Source organism: Chitinophaga sp. S165, from assembly GCF_003182155.1.
GTDB lineage: Bacteria > Bacteroidota > Bacteroidia > Chitinophagales > Chitinophagaceae > Chitinophaga.
Genome location: NZ_QGTG01000006.1, coordinates 23,821 through 44,923, shown reverse-complemented (window position 1 = coordinate 44,923; position 21,103 = coordinate 23,821). Strand labels below are relative to the sequence as shown.

Genomic DNA, 21,103 nt, shown 5'->3' with positions numbered 1-21,103 from the left:
TACGAAACAATCCTTATTTACGTTTCACCTATTATTATTTTCTTAATGTTATCAATTGACAGCACTTCCACTCCTCCGCACATCTCAATAGCCGATTGCGGCATTGCCTCAAATGCAGCCGTCTGAGGGTCCTGAACAACTCCCCTGCCTCCGGCATTAATGATCTGGCACAAACCGGCAGCACCATCCTTGTTGGCCCCACTTAACAGTATGCCCAATGTTCTTGCGCCATACACTTCAGCGACACTGCTGAAGGTCATATCGATCGACGGACGGCTGTAATTTACCAATTCGGAATAGTCCAGCATGAAAGTCCTGTCTGCCTCTACCATCAGATGATAGTTCTGTGGCGCCAGATAAACACCATGTTCCCTGACAGGCTCTTTATCTTCCGGTTCAACAATTCTTCTGTTTGTAGATAACAAACGCCCCATCTCACTCTGTACATTACGAAGGCGATGCAGTACAATGATCACAGGCACTGTCAGGCCAGCAGGTAACGCGTCCAGCAGCTCTGTCAGCACCAGCAGACTCCCTGCCGAACCTCCGATTGTAATAACGTCAAATTTGCTATTCATAAAATGACTATCAAAAAAAAGAGCTGCTATTCTTTACGCCGGTATATCTTATTATGCGCATGCACCACTTCAAATTTCCCTTGCAGATCTGCAAAACGCATTGTTTCCTTAATCCCCATTGCCAGATATCCCCTTGATGACAAACTATCGAAAAAGAGCTGTAATACCGAGTTCTGAAGCTCCCTGTTGAAATAAATAAATACATTCCGGCAGCAGATCAGCTGGAACTCATTAAAGACCTTATCAGTAACCAGATTATGCTGAAAGAATGCAATATGCTGCCGTAGTTCTTTTTTGATAAGTACGTTGTCGTACCTGGCTGTATAATAATTGGAAAAGTCGGTCAGACCGCCCGACTGAATATAGTTCTGTGTAAAATCCTTCATGTTATCCAGCGGCAGGATACCGGCAGATGCACGCTCCAGATTAGCCGGGTTCAGATCTGTTGCATAGATCTTCGTCCTGCTTAACAGTCCTGCTTCCTGTAACAGTATAGCCATTGAGAATACCTCTTCTCCCGTAGAACAACCGGCATGCCATATTTTAATATTGGGGTAAGCTGCCAGTTTAGGTAAGACCTGTTCCCGTAAAGATTTGTAGAAACCAGGGTCCCTGAACATTTCCGTAACATTCACCGTAACGTACTGTATCAACCTGGAGAAAAGGTCCTGATCATTCACCAACCTGTATTTCAGTTCAAACGCGGAATTCAGTTGCATATGTCCCATAAAGCGGAGCAACCGCCGCTTTATAGACGCCTGTGCATAGCCGGTGAAATCGTATCCGTATTGTAACTTAATAATGTTGATGATATCAAGGAAATCAGCATTGGAGATAACCTCATTCATAATAAACTGCAAGATTTACACCATCCACACACGTATTAAAGACAATAGTTTGCTGCTGTCTATTGGTTTCGCAATATAGTCAGATGCTCCAGCTGCAATACACTTCTCCCTGTCGCCCGTCATTGCTTTCGCAGTCAGGGCTATTACCGGCAGGTGTTTATGCCGCACATTAGCCCTGATATGCCGCATAGCTTCATAGCCATCCATCTCGGGCATCATAATGTCCATGAGCACCAGCCGTATATCCTTATGTTCCTCCAGCTTTTCCAGTGCTTCTTTTCCATCTGCTGCAGGGATCACCTCGATGCCCTGTTCTTCCAGCAGTGCGCTGAGAGAAAATACATTCCGCATGTCATCATCTGCTAACAATACCTTTTTGCCTGACAGATCATTTTCCGACGCTGCAACCAGAGCCGTTTGTTTTTGGGGTGTCTCCTTCAGTTTATACAAAAAGAGTTCCAATTCATCCATCAATCTGTCGGTAGAAAATGTAGAATTTCTAACAATAGCTGCTGCTTCCTTTTTTAGTTTCAGCTCATCCGCCTCTGAAATATCGTGATCAAGGTATACAATGATAGGCGTCGCCTTACTGCCTGCCAGCTGTCTGAGCTTATTCAGCTTGCCGATGCCGGCCTCAATATCTGTTCCTGCGTCCAGGATAATGGCGTCATAGTTCTTTTGTTGCAGTTCACCGGCAGCCGCCTCCTGGCTCTCCACATGGTTGTACTGTGTTTTCAACTGCCTTTTATCGCTGAGCGATTGCAACGACGGATGGTTCAGTAATACGCCGTCAGATACGATCAGCACCTTCTTGAAACGCGCCTGCAATTGCTCACTGATTCCTGAAAATACCGACTCCATATCAGGCCCCTGCAAAGGCTTTTGCGTATAGCCTTCTATTTTATCCCTGATCTGGATGGATATTTCCCCTGCAGATATAACGTGTACAAGTATATGTTTAAGGTCCTCATGGCTCTTGAGGATCTTCAGCATGCTGGTACCATCTATCAGAGGTAGGTTCATATCCAGCAAGATAGCCGCCGGAAGGTATTTACGGGCAAAGAACAGACCGTCGTTACCGTTCAGGGCCACAATGGTCTTATATCCTTTATCCCTAGCAAAATCGCGGAGGATCGTTGCAAAGTTTACATCATCTTCCACTATCAGTATCGGCTTATCCTGCTTGTTTAAACTACTCCTGTCATCTGCTACCTGCATTGTTTCTGAGGCCGGATGTTCCGGGATCGGCACAACCGGTACCACCTCCGTTACGGGCAGCTCAATATTTCTCTCTTCAGCCTTCACAGTTACAGGCGCTCCATCGGTGTCCATCACTACTGTGAAGGTGCTTCCTTTTCCTTCCCTGCTTTCAAGCCTGATCTCTCCACCTAACCGCTTCATCAGTTCCTTACTGATGGAGAGCCCTAATCCTGTTCCACCGTACTTCCGGCTGGTAGAACCATCTACCTGTCGGAAAGCCTCAAAGATCAGTTGCTGCTTGTCTTCCGGAATACCTGTCCCGCTATCGCTTACTGCTATATGCAGTCCATCTGCCGCCTGCGTCAGACTGAGCTTAATAACGCCGCCACCGGGTGTGAACTTGAATGCGTTGGACAACAGGTTTTTGATCACCTGTTCTAACCGTTGCGGATCAGTATGGATCATCTCCGGAACACCCGGTAATATTTCAGTAGTAAAACGAATGTTCTTTTGCTCTGCTACCACATGGAACAACTGCTCCAGATCACTTACCATACCTTTAACAGATACTGGCTCTATGTTCATTTCCACTTTGCCTGCTTCTATCTTTGAGAGGTCCAGGATATCGTTTATGAGCTTCAGCAGGTCCGAGCCTGATTTATGAATGATACCGGCGTATTCTACCTGTTTATTAGTCAGATTGCTGTCCTTATTTTCTTCCAGCAGCCGTGCTAATATCAACACACTGTTGAGGGGCGTACGCAGCTCGTGCGACATATTTGCCAGGAACTCTGACTTATACCTGCTGCTTTGTTCCAGTTCCTGCGCCTTTTCAGACAGTTCTTCCCTCGCTATCTCCAGCGCCTTGTTCTGTACGCTCATTTCGTCATTCACCTGTCTCAGCTCTTCTTCCTGTACGCGTAATTCCTCTTCAGACGCCTGCAGGATCTCCGACTGGCGGGTCAGCTCTTCATTAGACTGTCGCAGTTCTTCCTGTTGCGTTTCCAATGTTTCTTTCTGCTCCTGTACGCGTTCCAGCAATTGCATTACCCTGGTCCTCGCGTCCGCAGCATTGATTGCAACAGCAATTGCATTACTGGTGGTACGCAATAACTCGAGCATGCCTGCTTCCACCTTTCCAAACACGACCAGTTCTATCACACCCATCAAGTCGTCGTTATGCCACAGGGGCAGACATACGATCCCTCCCGGTAACATATTACCACTGCCCGCTTCAATATTCCAGTAACTGGCAGGTACATTCTCTATAACCGTAATATCTTTTTTTGTGGCGGCATAACCGGTGATGCCTTCTTCCAATGCATACTCCCGTTTTACAGTGGCAGGAAGAGCTACACCCGAACATAATTTCAACAGACTGGTCTTTCCATCAAAACAATAGAATGCGCCGGCGGGTGCTTTCAGATATTTCACCATCACATCGAGACATCTTTTTGCCACCACACCCACTTCCAGTTCTCCACTCAGACTTTCGTTGATCTTCGACATTCCTGTCAGCAACCAGTTGTTATCAGTCGTTATCTTATTAAGATCTTCCACATCCTGTAGCTTTCTCCGTAGCTCCTGCTGGATCTTCATCCTGCTGCTCAGTTCACGGAAAGAAACGATCATCAGGGTAATGGCCACCAGCAAAATGAAAATGGTATTAAGGACTACCACGGTATTTGCTCTACTCACTGATGCCTTGTTAGCTGCTGTCCGGTTGATGAGCAGCGCCCTTTCCTCCCCGATCATTGCTGTAATCACACTATGTACGGTATCCAGATACACGCGCTCCTGATGCGTAACTTCCAACTGGTTACTAAACACATAATTACTGTCCCGTTTCAGATTTAATTCCTGCCAATAGTTCAGTAATCCGATCAGTCCATTCTCGACCTTACCGGCTCTGGCGTATTGTACAGGGTTATCTGCTACCAGCTTACGCAGGTCTCCTGCCAGCGGTAATATCTTCGGCCCGGTCTGATAGTATGGGTCCAGGAATTTCTTTACCCGTGTGCTCCTGTACGCTGCGCCTGAAGATTCAATTTCATACACGTACCGGTTCAGCCGCTGGGCAGTAGTGATCACTTCATAAGAATGCTCTACCCATTGTCCCTCAGTTCGCTGGTGTGTTAAGGTGAAATATGAAAAAATACCTCCTGCAGTTACCAGAATGAGGGCTAAAGCGAAACCTGTGAATAAGCGGAGTTTTAAGGTATTTTTCATGGTTATGTAACAGCCAATAGGATTTACGACAATAAGACCTCGCAAATATAATGAATACTCTTTCGTTAGCAGCGAAGGCTACCATTGCAGATATATATTTCTAAGCCTAATATGGGCTTTCTTTCAGACCGGCCCCTTACCTTTGATAAGGAGTCATAAAGAATGCACAGAACATATTATACACCTACAATAAGTAACAATTATTCGCTATGTGAACAGTGTGATAATTTCTCTGTATAAACAAATCTCTGCAAGCCATTTTTCAGTATATATAAGATCGAACCATAGAGACTATGAAAGATGCTCTCATACAAACTGATACAACTGCTATGTACGGTACGGCCTTCATATTCAGGTACCATACATCTATGCTGAAAGAAAGATCTTCCACCAGTGCGACTTTGCACCAAAAGCCAAATTTATGAGTAACAGGATCCTGCTCGTCGAGGACGATGAAGTAATGCCTAAAATAATGGAAAGGATACTTCATAAGGAAGAGTATAAAATAGAACATGTCACCAACGGGAAAGAAGCCTTTCAGCGGCTGGAAGATACCAATTATGATTATGACCTGATCATTACGGATATTATGATGCCATATGCAAGCGGTTTTGAGATCCTCAGCAAAGTGAAAACAAGAAAGGACGGTAAACCAATTCCGGTAATTATTGTTTCTAATGCAGGTAATGAGGAAATGATCCTCGAGGGTTTCAAGCTGGGAGCAGACGACTTTCTGAAGAAACCTGTCATTCCCGGCGAACTACTGATACGAGTAAAGCGCCTGCTAATGCAGTACGGCGCCAGATAATACATTGTTGCGTTACTTTCCTCTGAACCTTAACTAATTGACCAGTCCTGTATGGAATATAGCCTGTATGATTTCAGGGGTGCATCCCTGAATATTCAGATCGCAATTGTATTTATTGTCATTGCGGTAACTTTCACCATTATAGCCTACCTGTCTATACTTCGTGGCCGGTATAAGGCATATAGGCGGGAGAAAAAACTCGCCAGTCTTCACCCCGTTATAGACAATCTGCTGATGGAACACATCTTGCTCAACGACGAGCTGGCCAGTGATGTTCCGGCAGACCAGGTCGTTCTTCCCATAGACGTATTCCGGCTACCTGTATTTGAGCACAGATGGGCGAGGCAGGCCCTGATAGACCGGCTGCTTGACTATAGGAATAATGTACGTGGAGCCATGGGTGAACAACTCAGGAACCTGTATATACAGCTGGAACTGGATAAGGACTCCATCAGAAAAATGAAATCCCGCAAATGGGATAAGAAAGTACAGGCACTGGTTGAGCTCAGCAGCATGAATATGTCCATTGCCGACGTAACGATACTTCCTCTTACTAATAGCAGCAACAGGGAACTACGTGCGGCGGCAAGGCATGCGTATATCAAATTGAGCAAGAACGAGCCTTTCAAATTCTTTGACGTTGTAACAGAGCCCCTCCTTATGTGGGACCAGGTAGAGCTCTTTAAGATCATTTCCACTACCGAACATATCGCTATTCCCAACTTCGCCCAATGGATCACCTATTCCACTAATAAAAGCATTGTTTCTTTCTGCCTGAAACTGGTAGTGCATTACAACCAGATCAGCGCTTTACCTGCCGTACTGAAATTATTAGATACCAAAGACCATTACCTGCGTGCAGACGCTATCAACTGCCTGGGGAAACTGAAAATGGAAAGTGCAGAAGAAAAGTTACTTCAGATGTACGACAGTCAGCCACTGAACTGCCGGCTGGAAATACTGAAAGCAATAGGCCGCATCAACAGTGGCAAACATGTCGACTTCCTTCGCCAGGAATTCCTCCATGCCACTGATTTCGACGTTCGTAAAAATGCCGCCAAATCTATTATCAGGAATCAATGGGCAGCCAAAGGCATTGTGGAAGAACTGGTGGAAACCGCCACTGCCGAAAATAAACTGATCCTCAAACATAGTATGAACCCTTTAATTAAATTCTGACCGTGAGATGGGTAATATATGGGAAACGATAGGAAGATATTATGAATCCGCTGTTTTTATTTACGGTACACTACTGCTGATAACGTACGCGTTGCTAGCCGTATTTTCTATGATTGCGGTCCGGGCTTATGCCAGGAAGGATAAATTCCACCAGGAAAATATCCTGCTTAGCTCTCCGCTGGCCCCAGGTATTACCGTACTGGCCCCTGCCTTTAACGAAGGCCTGACCATCATCTTCAATGTGCGTTCACTGCTGACGCTGAACTATCCGAAATACGAGATCATCATCGTCAACGATGGCAGTACCGACAACAGCCTGGAGCAGATGATAAATGAGTTTGAACTGGTGCCTGTCGACTTTGCCTATAATGCCAAGATACAGACCAAACCTGTCAGAAAGATCTTCAAATCCACAAATCCTGCCTACGCTAAATTGATGGTCATCGATAAGGTGAATGGCAAGAGTAAAGCGGATGCTGTAAATGCCGGCATCAATGCAGCAGCTTATCCTCATTTTGTTTGTACGGATGTAGATTGTATTCTCGACAAGAACACTTTGCTCGAACTGATCAAACCAGTGATGCAGGAAGAAAAGAAACGCGTCATAGCTACAGGCGCTACACTTCGTATTGCCAATTCCTGCGAGTTCGACGAAGGTGTAATGACACGTATGCGCCCACCGAAACAACTCCTCCCCCGCTTCCAGGAAGTAGAATATATACGTGCTTTTGTGCTGGGTAAAATGGGTTGGAGCCTGCTGAACTGTGTACCAAACGTTTCCGGCGGACTAGGTTTATTCGACAAGGAAATTGCCATCCGCTCCGGCGGCTACGATCATAGCTCTTTTGGTGAAGACATGGAACTGATGACCCGTATGTGCCGCTATGCGCAGGATAATAAGATCGATTACGCCATCCGTTATATTCCCAAAACACTCTGCTGGACAGAAGCCCCTTCATCTGTCAAAATATTCAACCGTCAGCGCACCCGCTGGGCCAGAGGACTGGCACAGCTGATGTATGCGCACTTTGGCATGTTCATGAACCCGCGTTATGGAAAGATGGGCCTCATCATCTTCCCTTATAACTTCTTCTTTGAACTGCTCGCGCCTATCATTGAAATTACCGGTATCATTTATTATATCGTGATGACCTGCCTGGGCCTTATTGACTGGACTACGGCATCTGTGTTGCTGCTCTTCGTTTATACATACTCTGTAATGATCACTACCATAGCCATCGTGTGGGACCAGCTTGCATTCAGATATTATAAAACGTGGAAAGAAGTAGCTTTTCTCTGCTTAACACCTTTCATGGAATTTGTACTCTACCATCCATTGATAGTAATATTTGCTATCCGGGGATATTACAACTTCATTACGGGCAGGAAAAGTACCTGGGGGAATATGCAGCGCCGCGGCTTCCAGACTACACAAAAAGCAGCCGCTACGGTCACAGCGAAATAGCGAGCGGTTTATAACTATCATTATAAAAACCAGGAGATACAGTGGAATTGTTCAGAAATTTTTATGAAGGATTTGTTTTTATATATGGCTGCACTATGCTGTTCATGTATGCACTGCTGGCCGTTCTTTCCTTGCGCGGCATTATCAGGTTCCAGCGTAAGAACAGTTATGTAGACTATAATAAAATGCTGCAGTCGCCGCTGGCGCCTGGTATATCTATTATTGCTCCCGCCTTCAACGAAGGCGTAACGATCATCTCCAATGTACGTTCACTGCTTACATTGAATTATCCTCGTTTTGAGGTGATCATTGTCAACGATGGCAGTACAGACGATACCCTCACAAAACTGATCACCGAGTTTCAACTGGAGCAGGTGGACTTCGCTTACAACGAGCGTATCAAATCACAACCGGTAAAGAGGCTTTTCAAATCATCCAACTCTGCTTATGAAAAACTGGTGGTGATCGATAAAGTGAACGGGAAAAGTAAAGCGGATGCATCCAATGCAGGCATCAATGCGGCATCATATGACTACTTCCTTTGTACTGACGTGGACTGTATCATAGAAAAAGATACGCTGCTCCGAATGATCAAGCCGTTCATGGATGAGGAACACAATAAGATCAAAGAGGTGGGCGAACCTTGTCCTGAATGTGGTTATGTACATATGGTGGAAGACAGTATCAGAGTGATCGCTACCGGCGCCACACTGCGTCTTGCCAACTCCTGCGAGATAGATGAAGGTGTTATTACCCGCGTGCGCCCTCCCGAGAAATGGCTGCCCCGCTTCCAGGAAATGGAGTACCTCCGGGCTTATGTACTTGGTAAGATGGGCTGGAGTGTGATCAACTGTGTGCCTAACGTGTCCGGTGGCTTAGGACTATTTGATAAGGAGATCGCTATCAAAGCCGGTGGTTATGACAGTAAATCTTTCGCGGAAGATATGGATATCGTCACGCGTATGTGTACGTATATGATCGACAACAAACTGAAGTATGCGGTCAGGTACATTCCCACTACACAATGCTGGACAGAAGGCCCTCCCACCCTGAAAGTATTTGGCCGTCAGCGTACCCGTTGGGGCCGTGGTCTTGCAGAGATCATCACCATACATCGCAAAGTTATTTTCAATCCACATTATAAACGGCTTGGGCTGGTTGTATTGCCGTACAATCTGCTGTTTGAATTCCTTGCGCCGATTGTGGAAGTTACCGGCATCTTCTACTATCTCTACCTGATCATCACCGGTAATATTAACTGGCAGAATGCACTGATCCTGCTGGCATTTGTGTATTTCTATTCAGTGATGATCACCACTTTAGCCATACTGTGGGACCAGATCACCTACAAACACTATAAAACCTGGAGGGAAGTAATAGGACTGGCTTTAATGGCCTTTATTGAACCCTTCGTCTACCATCCGCTGATCGTGTTTTTTGCACTGAAAGGATATTTCAATTTCATAACGGGCAAAAAACACAGCTGGGGCAATATGCAACGCCAGGGCTTTGGCCAGCGGAAACCTGCAAATACTTAAGATGATGTCGCTATTCAAATATATACTATCCGGTACCGTACTTTGCTTTTCATTGCAGGTACGGGCACAGATCTTCAATAAGGGCAAAGATGCAGATGAACTGTATGAAGAAGCTGTGAAGGAAACACGGCTGAATCATTACCAGAAAGCAATACAGCTATCAAAAGAAGCCCTGCAGAAAAGGCCTGACTTTACAGACCAGGAGTTATTGCTGGGAAGACTGTACATGCTGACCGGCAATACCGAACTGGCGAGAAGATATGTAAAGCAGGTGCTGATCAAAGCGCCGACTTATCACGATGCTTATCTCTATGCCATTAATATAGAAATGACGGCTAAGAAACACCAGGAAGCCGAATGTTATGCGGACCAGGGTCTCTTTTACTTTCCGGAGGACAAGGAGCTGATGCTGAAAAAGCTTGGCATACTGGATGCTTCAGAAAGGTTCTTCCAGGGTGGCAATTATGCAACTGCTTTACTGGAAAAACATACGAACGATACAACTGTACAAAGAGCTTATACCGGTCACTTCCTGCTGGCCGGCCGCTACTACCAGCTGAGAAACAACCAGCTGCTTTCACAGCAGAACTATGAAAGGGCCCTGCTGCTGGACCCGGGTAATGCGGAAGCGAAAGCTGCTATCACCAGCATGTATATCAAGAGTGGCAGTTATACGCGTGCCATTGAACAGGTGAATGCTGAACTGGCCGAAAATCCCGGCTCTTATGAATTGATGATGCGTAAACTGGGACTATTGCAGGACATGCATGATTATCCCGAAGCCATTGACCAGTTACAGCAGATCCTGAAACGCTGGCCATCGGACGCTAAAGCCCGTGGTATGGAAACGCCCCTGCGGATGGAAGCAGCTGCCTGGTATGCTAATACAGACCCTTACCTCTTATATCAGGGCGTACTGGAAAAGAATCCGGGTAACAGGGAAGCCCTTGACAAAGTAATAGGACTAAGCATGTCCCGTGGTGCTTATCGTGAAGCTACAGCCTGGATCAACAGGGGCTTAAAGAATAACCCGAACGATCCGAAGTTACTTGCCCTTAAACTGGATGTACTGGAAAGCGACAGAAAGTACACAGAGGCAGCATTACTGGCCGAAAAGCTTTATGCTAACAACCGGTCCAGCACAGACCTGAAAAGCCGTTATACGGCCTTAAAAATAGCCAGCGGACGTGACTATCTCGCACAGCAGCAATACGACCTGGCACTGGCTGAATTCGATAAGGCCCTGCAAACAGATCCGAGGGATACGACCGCACTGGATATGATGGCCAATACCTACATCAGCCAGAAAGACAATGTGCATGCCCTCCAGGTGCTCGATCAGGCACTTGTTTCTTATCCCAGCAACAATCGTTTTTTACTGAAGAAGTCAGGTATTCTTGCCAGTATGGGGCAGTATGACGAAGCGGCTGCTATCGCGGAACAATTGTTACGTCAGTCACCAGCTGATCCAAGATATGCGGCCAATCTTACAGACCTGCACCTTACTGCAGGCCGTACGCTTTTGCAGGCAGAGGAATATGACATGGCAGCCAGAGAGTTCCGTACCGTACTGGCACAGGCGCCCGATAACCTTGAAGCGCTGAATTACCTGGTCAATCTCCATAATGCAACAGGACAACCCGATAGCTCATTGTTCTATGCTGATCTTGCACTGACACACTATCCTGACAATAAGGAACTGCTATTGAAGAAAGCCGGTATACTCACCGACATGAAACGGTATAACGAAGCCAATGCTATCTCCTACCAGCTGATGCAACGTTATCCTTTCACTGTTAAATACAGAACGGCATATACCGACGGACTCATTGCTGCGGCTTCCGCTTATCAGCGTAACAATGCGCCAGATAGCGCGCTGGCCATATACAGGCAGGTACTAGGTCTTAACAGAAAAGATTCTCTGGCTTTACTCAACAGTATTAATCTGCTTAGTGCCAAACAGGAATATGATAGTGCACTGCTGTACGCTAACCAGGGCATCCGCTTCTATCCGGACAATACGTCTTTCATACAGAAAAGAGCTGTTACACTGGAGAATAAAAAGATGTATGCAGAAGCTGCACTTGCGGCCGACTCTGTCGTTAAATTCAGTCGTACGCCGGAGAACCTCGACTATGCCGACTACCTGCACAGTAAAACAACGAAGAACCAGTTCGGTATGTTTTTCCTGCATTCAAGCTACGACTACCAGGACAATAGCTATAACATTGCCACACTCGAATACCGCCACTTCTTTAAACGTGGTTCGTACGCCGCCCGTCTGAACTATGCAGGACGTGAGCAAGGCACGGGGCTACAAGGTGAAGCGGAACTCTATTATACGCATAACCCTAAGTTGTACTCGTATGCGCTTGCCACATATTCCAATGAGCTGGTGTTTCCCAGGGCAAGACTGGCATACTCCCTCTTTAAAACATTTAAACATGATATAGAGGGTGAACTGGGTATCCGTTATCTGAGTGCAGATAGTTCTAACAGTGTTTCCGGAGTAGCGTCTATTGCCAAGACCTGGAAAGATTTCTGGGTTAACTTCCGGGCTTATTTCATCAGTGATTCTCCTGAGTTCTATACGTCTTACAACCTGACTGCCCGTTACTATATGAACCGTCAGCAGGACTATATTTCATTTAATGCCGGACTGGGTACCTCTCCCGACGACAGAAGCCGTCTTATACAATTCCCCAAGCTGGCAGGATTGTTGACCCGCAGTGTGGGAGCAGGTTATCAGAAAACATTCAGGTATCGTACTACTGCAGGGATATTCGGTACATGGATCAATCAGAAGATCACTACTATCGAATTTCAGAACCAGTATGATATCTATATAACCCTGCAACGCAAATTTTAATCACGTTATTCATGTTCAGAATGATGCACAGCTTATTGTTGATAATGACCTTGCTGACATACAACAGTTGCCAGTCCACCCGGGGGAATATCGATCTTGTATCTAACGGAAACTCCAGGTATGTGATCGTATTGCCTGATGAAGCAGGTAAACATGAAACAAAGGCCGCTAAGTTGTTGCAGGATTATCTGAAACGGATATCAGGCGCATCACTGAATATCATACCTGAAAAAACATATAAAGAGCAGCCAGGTATTTTTATTGGCAATACCGAACATGTAGAGCAGTTCCATAGTGGTAAACTCAAAGGGGAAAGCTTTTTCATTGCAACAGACAAACAGCATTTATACATCAGGGGAGGCAGCGGCAAAGGTATTCTCTATGGTGTGTATACGTTGCTGGAGGATTATTTTGGCTGTCGCAAATACGCTGCAATACCTGTCACAGTACCCACCAATAAAAATCTGCAACTGCCGCAGCAACTGATGGACAAACAGGAACCTGCATTTGTTTACAGGGAAACTTATTATCCTGCTGCCTTTGACAACGAATACCTGGAATGGCATAAGCTGCACCGGTTTGAAGATCTGTGGGGCGTATGGGGACATTCCTTCTTTAAGATTCTCCCTCCTAAAACATACTTTGCCGCACACCCGGAATATTATGCACTTGTGAATGGCAAACGGCAGGCCAGCCAGTTATGCCTGAGCAATGAAGAGGTGTTTAAGTTGATGGTCGCTTATTTCCGCAAGGCCATAGCTGATAATCCTGATGCACTTTATTGGTCCATTGCCGCAGAAGATGGCGGCGGTTTCTGTAACTGCGATCAATGTAGCAAAGCCAATGCAGAAGATGGTGGTCCGCAGGGCTCATTAGTCCGCTTCGTCAACCGGGTAGCAGCAGTGTTTCCTGATCGGCAATTCACTACACTGGCATATCAGTACACGGCACATCCCCCGCTTAAAACAAAGCCTGCAAGCAATGTGTATATTATGCTGAGCAGCATTGACGCTTACCGGCAGGAACCATTGAACAACATACCATCAGCAGCGGCTTTCAGGAAAGACCTGGAAGGCTGGGGTGCTATTACAGATCATATTTTTCTATGGGATTATACAACGCAGTTCACTAACTACCTGGCTCCTTTTCCCGACTATAACAATCTGCAGCCGAATCTTCAATACCTGTCAGCTCATAAGGTAACAGGCGTTTTCTCACAAGGAAGCGGCGATACCTATAGCGATATGGCAGCCTATAACAGCTACCTGCAAGCCAAACTACTGTGGAACCCATCCCTCACCACTGAGGCGGTAACAAACGATTTTCTGAACGGATATTATGGTAAGGCCGGCCCTTTCATCGGGCAATATCTGCAGACACTGATCTCCACATTGCACAACACTAAAACACAGCTTGACATCTACGGTAATCCGGTCAATAACTACAAGAACTATCTTTCTCCCGAAGCCATAGATCAGTATTCCAATCTGCTTGATAAAGCAGAAAAATCGGTAGAAGGAAATAATGATCTGTTGACAAGGGTATACAATACAAGGCTGCCACTGGAGTATACGGTATTACAACAATCGCGTTTTTTCGGCACGGAGAAGTTCGGATACCTGATCCCGGAAGGAAGTGGTTACATCGTAAATCCGCGCTGGCCGGAACGAGTAAGGAAATTTGTAGCGCAATGTAAACAGGCAGGCGTGAAAGAGTTATCGGAAGGCGGTGGAAATGCAGATGCATATCAACAGGAATGGGATACTATTTTCTCCCGCAAATGGATCAACAGCCTTGCATTTGGTGCAAAAGTCACTTTGTTGAACCCCTGGTCTGACGAGTATCCGGCCAAAAAGGAACGGACGCTTACTGATGGATTGCAGGGCGATAAAGATTTCAGCATTAACTGGCTGTTCATCTATGGAAAAGACATGGTAGCCACGATCGATATGGGTCAGGAAAAAACGATTAAGGAAGTGCAGATGAATTTCCTGCAGGACGCGCGGCATTATATTTTCAATCCGTCCGATATAATCATTGAAACATCCGCAGATGGGATCAATTTTACTCCGGCAGGCAAACAACAACCTGCACTCCTTGCGGAAGAAGACTACACGGCGGCATCACATACGTTCCGTTTCTCTCTGCCTTCAGTCCATGCACGTTTCGTGCGTGTAACGAGCCGTTGCCTCCAGAATGTACCGGCATGGAGAGGAGCGCCATCCGGCAAAAAAGCGGCTATCTGTTGTGACGAGATATTCGTTTTATAAAACAAGAGCGGCAATTGCACTTCTTCGCAATTGCCGCTCTTGAATATATCAGGTCCTGATTATTTCAGTTCCAGCACTACTACAGATGCAGGTGGCAGTTCTACCACCAGGTTATCTCCCTGTTTCTTTGCTCCTGTGAATTTCTCAATATGTACTTTATTAGGTTGCTCAAATGTATTGACATCAGTTGTTTTTGCTGAAGTCAGTACCTGTCCCGTAACCGCTTTCCATTTTGCCTCCTGTAGAGAAGTGGTAACGGTGATCTTTTGTGAAGGGTTCAGGTTTACAAGAGAGATATGTACTGCACCGGTTGAATCCAGGGAAGCGGAAGCATTCACTGCCGGAATTTTTTCGTTACCGGAAGTATAAGCAGGACTATTCAGCTGGATAGGCAGGTATTGCGCATCCTGGTGCACTTTGTAAAGATCAAATACATGGTAGGTAGGCGTCAGCAGCATTTTCTCCTTGTCGGTCAGGATCAGGGCCTGCAACACATTTACTGTCTGTGCCAGTTCCGCCATTCTTACACGGTCGCTATGGTTGTTGAAGATGTTCAGGGTGCTGCCGGCTATCAAAGCATCGCGCAGGCTGTTCTGCTGATACAGGAAGCCTGGATTAGTGCCAGGTTCCACATTGGTCCAGATACCCCATTCATCCACTACCAGGGCTACACGTTTTTTTGGATCGTATTTATCCATGATAGCGGAATGTTTGATCACCAGGGAATCCATTGCCAGGCATTTCCTCATGGTGGTGAAATATTCCTGTTCGGTGAAATTGGTAGCGGAGCCCTTGTCGTTCCAGGTCTTGGGAACGGTATAATAGTGCAGGCTCAGTCCCCACATTTGATTCAGGGGGATCTGTTTCATACAGGTTTCTGTCCAGTTGAAATCGTAGTCGCTCGCCCCGCTCACAATCTTTTTCAGCGGAGCACCCGGATAGTTACGTGCATAAGTAGCATAGCGGCGGTACTGGTCAGCATAAAAAGCAGGTGTCATATTGCCACCGCATCCCCAGCTTTCATTACCAACGCCCAGAAAGGTCACTTTCCAGGGCGCTTCGTGCCCGTTTTGCTTACGCAGGGCAGTCATAGGGCTAACGCCATTAAAGTTGAAATATTCAACCCATTTGGCCATTTCTTCCACGGTGCCGCTACCCACATTAGCAGATACGTAAGGTTCTGTTTGCAGCAGCTCACATAGTTCGAGGAATTCGTGCGTACCGAAACTATTATCTTCTGTTACACCACCCCAGTTGGTATTCACCATTTTAGGGCGTTGTTCACGCGGTCCGATCCCGTCACGCCAATGGTATTCATCGGCAAAACATCCGCCGGGCCAGCGCAGGTTCGGGATCTGGATCTTCTTCAGCGCTTCAACGACATCCAGCCGGATGCGGTCCTTTTTAGGCACATTCAGTGAGGGATCAACCCAAAAGCCATCATAGATGCAATGGCCGAGGTGCTCTGAAAAGTGTCCATAGATATGACGGCTGATGGTATGATCTGATTTAGGCTGCACCACCAGGCTGGCCGTATTTTGGGCTTGAGCTGAGTAAGCGAACACCATCAGTAACAGGAGTGATAACTTCTTTTTCATAATTTAGAATTTATGTAAAGCTGACTTGTCAAATGTTATGTGAAGACGTGGAATAAACACAAGATAGAAAAAATAACTGTCAATTATACAACTAATTTATTCCTCTCAAACTCAGGCCCCTGCAATATTTCATCACTTGTTGGCTGCAAGGCATTGATAGTATCAGTTCTGCGGTTGGATAAGCGTCTGTTTTTTTCAAAAAAAACTCCACCAAATATTTTGCGTTTTCAAACAATGTTGTACATTTGCCATCCCAATCGCAAAAGCAGCGAACGGGAATAAAAAAGTTCTTAATTAAAGAGGTTAGTTTAAATAAGCAATTGCTGAAGAAAACAGGATCTCTAGTATGCGGAAGTAGCTCATTTGGTAGAGCACGACCTTGCCAAGGTCGGGGTGGCCGGTTCGAGCCCGGTCTTCCGCTCAGGTAAAGTCCTGGTGTTTATGACGTCAGGGCTTTTTTTATTCTGACATCGATAAGCATTATCGAAAAACAGATAAATCAAAAGTTCTTAAAAGAAGAGGCCAGTTTAAATAAGCAATTGCTGAAGAAAAACCGGATCTCAAATACGCGGAAGTAGCTCATTTGGTAGAGCACGACCTTGCCAAGGTCGGGGTGGCCGGTTCGAGCCCGGTCTTCCGCTCAGCAGAAAAGTCCTGGTGTTTATCACATCAGGACTTTTTTTTATGCCCCTATATCTACAGATATCTTCCTTATTGTCTTGCGGACTCCTATACCATTTAGCTAGTCTCTGTCAACTATCATGAAATTCTCTGGATATCGCCTCATTTCCACTCATAAAATCATCTCATAAAGTTATTTTATAACATAAATCTTACTTATTATTAGGCTAAAACAAAACAAGGTATTTATACTGTCTCTGTAAAGGCGCTACTATAGCGCTTTATCAGAGATAACCCGTATATAACCCGTATATAAGCCGTATATAACCTGTATATAACCCATATCTAAAAGATACGGGTTATATACAGGTTATATACGGGTAGATTACAGTTTATATATGAGTTATCAGAACGAACCCTGCCTTACGAAGCGCCTATTTCAGGCCGTATGTAACGGTAATATTGCCTGAAACAATAAAAAAGCCCCCTGGTCAGACCAGGGGGCTTTCGCTAATATGATTAAATCGCTTATTTATATTTCGGGTTGTACAGGGTGTTTTCCGGTACAGCTACTTCAGGTTTGCCCTTGTAGCGATGTTTGTACAAATTATAGCATCCGCCTAATACAAAGGAAATGATGCAGAAGATTGTCACATAAAACAGGAAACGGGAAGATGATACCCAGCTACCGGTAAAGTCATTCTTATTTTCAACAGTATTGTGTTCCATAGCTATTTATTTCGCATTGCAAACTTACGTCATGTCAAATAATAATGCAAGTTATTTTTCCAGGGTCCCAAAAGTCCGGCGGTTCAGGAAATAATAACGCCAGATCATGATACCATGAAATACCCCGCTCATTTCCAATAGTCTTTTCTGTGGCAGGCGGTCTTTCGAGAACTGGTACTTTCTCCTCCAGCGGAAATAATCCCGGTAGGCACGCAATATAGCCGTCATATCTTTGGGTTTCCCTGCCACCAGGCTCTTCACCGCAGCCAGCAGGTCGAGGAAGAAGCGCTGGAATAAGATGATCCAGCGGTCGGCCGGATGCAGGTTCTTCCAAAGCATCATCAGGTTATTCCGGAAGTTCAGGTAAAGCTTACGGGGATTTCCCTGCGGCAGGCTGCCTCCTCCGACGTGATACACAATAGATTCCGGGCAATAACAGATACGGTACCCAGCCCTTTTCAATCGCCAGCAAAGGTCCACTTCCTCCATATGAGCGAAGAAATCGGAGTCAAAACCACCTACTTCATGGAAACAGGCAGAACGAATGAATAAGGCGGCTCCTGTGGCCCAGAATATGTCCTGGGCATCATCATACTGCCCTTTATCTATTTCGGTCGTATAAAGGATCCTACCCCGGCAAAAAGTGTATCCCAGGATGTCCATCCACCCCCCTGCTGCGCCGGCGTACTCGAATTCGTCCTTTTTATCGTAAAAACGCAGTTTCGGCTGGCAGGCAGCGATATGATGGTCGCGCACCATCTGGGCCACGACCGGCTCGATCCATCCCGGCTCCACTTCCACATCCTGATTAAGCAATACGTATATATCGGCCTTTACATGCTGTAAGGCCTGATTATATCCTCCCGCAAAACCGTCATTGGTCGGATTCTGAATAATGTTAACTTCCGGAAATTTAGCACGCACGAAAGCTACACTATCATCTGTCGAAGCATTATCTGCCACATACAACTGTAGGTTCCCGTAAGTGGAACTACATACCGAAGGCAGGAACTTTTCCAGAAAACTACGTCCATTCCAATTCAAAATAACAACTGCTACCGATGGTAATACAGACAAAAGCACTTTCTTTACGCGTGAATAATAATTTTTGCGTTACAAATATGCAACAAATTATTATAGCTTCGGACCACCTTCACACTAATTGCGCTTTATGCTTAATTTAGACGCCAAGTATGTTTAAACAGGTCATAGGCTGGAAGTTCGTACTGGTATCTACCGCAGTGATTATCATTGTAGGTACGATCTGGTATGTAAGCAGCATCGCCAGCAAACTGGAAGAAGAAGAAACAAAAAAAGTGGCTACCTGGGTGGCCGCTAACCGTGAATTGCTCCAGGCTTCCGACGAAGCAAACCTTAACCTGGCCGTCGAGATCATTACAAATAATACCAGCATTCCCGTTATTATCACAAATGAGAACGGCCATATCATCGATTCCCGTAACCTCGATACCACCAAGCTTTCCGGCAATCCGAAATACATGGAAGAAGAACTGGCCACTTTCAAGAACCAGCACCCTCCTTTCATCATGGAGATCGATGCAAAGAATAACCTCTATAACTATATTTACTACGGAGATTCCCTGATCCTCAAACAGGTACGCTACTACCCCTACATACAACTTATTGTAGTGGCCCTCTTTATCAGCATTGTACTGGTGGCGCTATCTACTTCCAACCGTGCCGTCCAGAACCTCCTATGGGTCGGAATGGCCAAAGAAACTGCCCACCAGCTGGGAACACCTTTGTCTTCCATAGAGGCCTGGATAGAGATCCTCAAAGACAATGAGGCTAATGAACTCGTCGCCACCGAACTAAGAAAAGATGTGGACAGGCTGAAGCTCATTACTGAACGTTTCTCCAAGATAGGCAGCGTGCCGCAACTGGAAGAGCGTGATGTGGTCAACCAGGTAGAGAGCATGGTGACCTACATCCGGAAACGATCGCCTCAGAAAGTAGTCCTCACCCTCCATTGCCAGGAACATGAAATTCCCGCCATGATCTCGCCCGCATTATTTGACTGGGTCATTGAAAACCTGCTGAAGAATGCACTGGATGCCATGGAAGGAAAAGGAACTATTGATGTTTATATAGAAAATCACCCGGCCAATATCATCATCGACATCGCAGATAGTGGTAAAGGCATCCCGAAAGCGAACTTCGAAAAAGTCTTCAAACCGGGCTTCAGTACAAAAAAACGAGGCTGGGGACTTGGTCTTTCATTAGCAAAACGTATTATAGAAGAGTACCATAAAGGCAGGCTCACAGTGCGTTCATCCGAGCTTAACAAGGGTACGACTTTCAGAATTTTGCTCAGAAAATGATAATAGTTATTAATTAAATTTGTTCATTATCAAAAAGCAATTAAATTTGCACCCACTTCAGACCTGCGGAGGTGGCGAAATTGGTAGACGCGCTACTTTGAGGTGGTAGTGCCTGAAAGGGCTTGGGAGTTCGAATCTCCTCTTCCGCACGAAAACATAAACCCGCTCTGATGAGCGGGTTTTGTTATTTTAACCACGTCACAGGGAGCCAAAATAGGGACAATCATTGTTGAATAATATAGCAATTCAATTATCACATTACCGATAGTATCACCACCGACTAATATAATAACCCGAATGTTCATAATATAAACAGATCATGAAGAAACTCACAATGATTGCAGCAGCTGCATTCTTACTATCCCTAACTGCCAATGCGCAGCTCCGCACACTTGCAGGCGACACTATCTGTACCAATTGCAGTGTTAATCAAATAGCAGAGAAAAAAGGTTATAAGTTTACCGGCATCTATGCAACAACTATTGGCTCGGCGTTTGGTGTAGTAATTTACGAGCAATTGTCCGGCAAACCTTTATTTGTAGACGCAGCCACAAAGGCTAAAGTACCCCTGCTCCTGAATAAATTCAAAGCTGAGAAATATAAAGGGTCCAATTACTTTTTTGAAGATATCCGCACTATGGTGAAAGAAGGTAAACTAACAGACCTTTATCTTATTGAGAAAGTTGGCAAACCAGAAAAGGTTTCTGAACTAGTGGAAAGTGGCCGGAACATCTCTGTATATCAATATGCAAAACTTGGTCTTACTGTTTATTTTTATAATAGTGTTGCTGTTAGATATATACGGGAGCAGGTTTAATCTATAAAAACC

14 protein-coding genes and 3 tRNA genes are annotated in these 21,103 nt (G+C 45.5%); 11 read left to right on the top strand and 6 right to left on the bottom strand.

The features are described from left to right. Positions 1 to 17: 17 nt before the first annotated feature. The 3 genes from C7475_RS21480 to C7475_RS21470 are packed head-to-tail and all read right to left on the bottom strand — an operon-like array spanning position 18 to position 4,855. The gene (locus C7475_RS21480) at positions 18 to 578 is read right to left on the bottom strand and encodes a chemotaxis protein CheB (protein ID WP_110055465.1); all 561 of its coding nucleotides are present in this window, start codon (positions 576 to 578) and stop codon (positions 18 to 20) included. Between the two features lie 26 nt (positions 579 to 604). Then, positions 605 to 1,426: a protein-glutamate O-methyltransferase CheR gene (locus tag C7475_RS21475; protein WP_110055464.1), complete on the bottom strand. Its 822-nt coding sequence runs from the start codon at positions 1,424 to 1,426 to the stop codon at positions 605 to 607. A 15-nt stretch (positions 1,427 to 1,441) separates the two neighbouring features. Further along, a complete protein-coding gene (locus tag C7475_RS21470; protein WP_110055463.1) occupies positions 1,442 to 4,855 on the bottom strand; it encodes a response regulator in 3,414 nt (1,137 codons plus the stop codon). Positions 4,856 to 5,276: 421 nt separating this feature from the next. On the opposite strand from C7475_RS21470, the gene C7475_RS21465 reads away from it, so the two are divergent. The 6 genes from C7475_RS21465 to C7475_RS21440 all read left to right on the top strand — a co-directional run bounded on the left by C7475_RS21465 (position 5,277) and on the right by C7475_RS21440 (position 14,984). After that, on the top strand, positions 5,277 to 5,663 hold the full coding sequence (locus tag C7475_RS21465; protein ID WP_110055462.1) for a PleD family two-component system response regulator: 387 nt from the start codon (positions 5,277 to 5,279) through the stop codon (positions 5,661 to 5,663). Positions 5,664 to 5,714: 51 nt separating this feature from the next. Beyond that, positions 5,715 to 6,842, top strand: coding sequence for a HEAT repeat domain-containing protein (locus C7475_RS21460; RefSeq protein WP_110055461.1), 1,128 nt, complete (start codon positions 5,715 to 5,717; stop codon positions 6,840 to 6,842). Positions 6,843 to 6,849: 7 nt separating this feature from the next. Then, positions 6,850 to 8,307, top strand: coding sequence for a glycosyltransferase (locus tag C7475_RS21455; protein ID WP_110055460.1), 1,458 nt, complete (start codon positions 6,850 to 6,852; stop codon positions 8,305 to 8,307). Between the two features lie 95 nt (positions 8,308 to 8,402). Next, entirely contained in the window at positions 8,403 to 9,845 is a 1,443-nt protein-coding gene (locus C7475_RS21450; RefSeq protein ID WP_233259922.1) for a glycosyltransferase, read from the top strand. 1 nt (position 9,846) lies between these two features. Then, positions 9,847 to 12,714: a tetratricopeptide repeat protein gene (locus C7475_RS21445; protein ID WP_110055458.1), complete on the top strand. Its 2,868-nt coding sequence runs from the start codon at positions 9,847 to 9,849 to the stop codon at positions 12,712 to 12,714. A 20-nt stretch (positions 12,715 to 12,734) separates the two neighbouring features. Beyond that, positions 12,735 to 14,984: a DUF4838 domain-containing protein gene (locus C7475_RS21440; protein WP_233259921.1), complete on the top strand. Its 2,250-nt coding sequence runs from the start codon at positions 12,735 to 12,737 to the stop codon at positions 14,982 to 14,984. A gap of 59 nt (positions 14,985 to 15,043) precedes the next feature. Here the strand turns inward: C7475_RS21440 and C7475_RS21435 are convergent, their stop codons facing one another. Then, the gene (locus C7475_RS21435) at positions 15,044 to 16,582 is read right to left on the bottom strand and encodes an alpha-N-arabinofuranosidase (RefSeq protein ID WP_110055456.1); all 1,539 of its coding nucleotides are present in this window, start codon (positions 16,580 to 16,582) and stop codon (positions 15,044 to 15,046) included. Between the two features lie 348 nt (positions 16,583 to 16,930). Between C7475_RS21435 and C7475_RS21430 the strand changes: the two genes are divergently transcribed. Together C7475_RS21430 and C7475_RS21425 are read left to right on the top strand one after the other, a co-directional pair. Then, positions 16,931 to 17,003, top strand: a tRNA-Gly gene (locus C7475_RS21430). A 147-nt stretch (positions 17,004 to 17,150) separates the two neighbouring features. Beyond that, a tRNA-Gly gene (locus C7475_RS21425) sits at positions 17,151 to 17,223 on the top strand. A gap of 508 nt (positions 17,224 to 17,731) precedes the next feature. On the opposite strand, the gene C7475_RS21420 is transcribed toward C7475_RS21425, so the two are convergent. Further along, on the bottom strand, positions 17,732 to 17,932 hold the full coding sequence (locus tag C7475_RS21420; RefSeq protein ID WP_110055455.1) for a hypothetical protein: 201 nt from the start codon (positions 17,930 to 17,932) through the stop codon (positions 17,732 to 17,734). A gap of 51 nt (positions 17,933 to 17,983) precedes the next feature. Next, complete coding sequence (locus C7475_RS21415) at positions 17,984 to 19,015, bottom strand: glycosyltransferase family 2 protein (RefSeq protein WP_233259920.1); 1,032 nt, start codon at positions 19,013 to 19,015, stop codon at positions 17,984 to 17,986. Between the two features lie 110 nt (positions 19,016 to 19,125). On the opposite strand from C7475_RS21415, the gene C7475_RS21410 reads away from it, so the two are divergent. From C7475_RS21410 to C7475_RS21400, 3 genes are all read left to right on the top strand, one after another. After that, positions 19,126 to 20,274: a HAMP domain-containing sensor histidine kinase gene (locus C7475_RS21410; protein ID WP_110055453.1), complete on the top strand. Its 1,149-nt coding sequence runs from the start codon at positions 19,126 to 19,128 to the stop codon at positions 20,272 to 20,274. A gap of 65 nt (positions 20,275 to 20,339) precedes the next feature. Further along, positions 20,340 to 20,423 (top strand) — tRNA-Leu (locus C7475_RS21405). Positions 20,424 to 20,593: 170 nt separating this feature from the next. Continuing rightward, the gene (locus C7475_RS21400) at positions 20,594 to 21,091 is read left to right on the top strand and encodes a hypothetical protein (protein WP_110055452.1); all 498 of its coding nucleotides are present in this window, start codon (positions 20,594 to 20,596) and stop codon (positions 21,089 to 21,091) included. Positions 21,092 to 21,103 lie beyond the last annotated feature (12 nt).

Excerpts from the sequence above, each read along its gene's own strand:
- C7475_RS21480 (WP_110055465.1), bottom strand. The coding sequence starts at position 578 with ATGAATAGCAAATTTGACGTTATTACAATCGGAGGTTCGGCAGGGAGT.
- C7475_RS21475 (WP_110055464.1), bottom strand. The coding sequence starts at position 1,426 with ATGAATGAGGTTATCTCCAATGCTGATTTCCTTGATATCATCAACATT.
- C7475_RS21470 (WP_110055463.1), bottom strand. The coding sequence starts at position 4,855 with ATGAAAAATACCTTAAAACTCCGCTTATTCACAGGTTTCGCTTTAGCC.
- C7475_RS21465 (WP_110055462.1), top strand. The coding sequence starts at position 5,277 with ATGAGTAACAGGATCCTGCTCGTCGAGGACGATGAAGTAATGCCTAAA.
- C7475_RS21460 (WP_110055461.1), top strand. The coding sequence starts at position 5,715 with ATGGAATATAGCCTGTATGATTTCAGGGGTGCATCCCTGAATATTCAG.
- C7475_RS21455 (WP_110055460.1), top strand. The coding sequence starts at position 6,850 with ATGGGTAATATATGGGAAACGATAGGAAGATATTATGAATCCGCTGTT.
- C7475_RS21450 (WP_233259922.1), top strand. The coding sequence starts at position 8,403 with ATGCTGTTCATGTATGCACTGCTGGCCGTTCTTTCCTTGCGCGGCATT.
- C7475_RS21445 (WP_110055458.1), top strand. The coding sequence starts at position 9,847 with ATGATGTCGCTATTCAAATATATACTATCCGGTACCGTACTTTGCTTT.
- C7475_RS21440 (WP_233259921.1), top strand. The coding sequence starts at position 12,735 with ATGATGCACAGCTTATTGTTGATAATGACCTTGCTGACATACAACAGT.
- C7475_RS21435 (WP_110055456.1), bottom strand. The coding sequence starts at position 16,582 with ATGAAAAAGAAGTTATCACTCCTGTTACTGATGGTGTTCGCTTACTCA.
- C7475_RS21420 (WP_110055455.1), bottom strand. The coding sequence starts at position 17,932 with ATGGAACACAATACTGTTGAAAATAAGAATGACTTTACCGGTAGCTGG.
- C7475_RS21410 (WP_110055453.1), top strand. The coding sequence starts at position 19,126 with ATGTTTAAACAGGTCATAGGCTGGAAGTTCGTACTGGTATCTACCGCA.
- C7475_RS21400 (WP_110055452.1), top strand. The coding sequence starts at position 20,594 with ATGAAGAAACTCACAATGATTGCAGCAGCTGCATTCTTACTATCCCTA.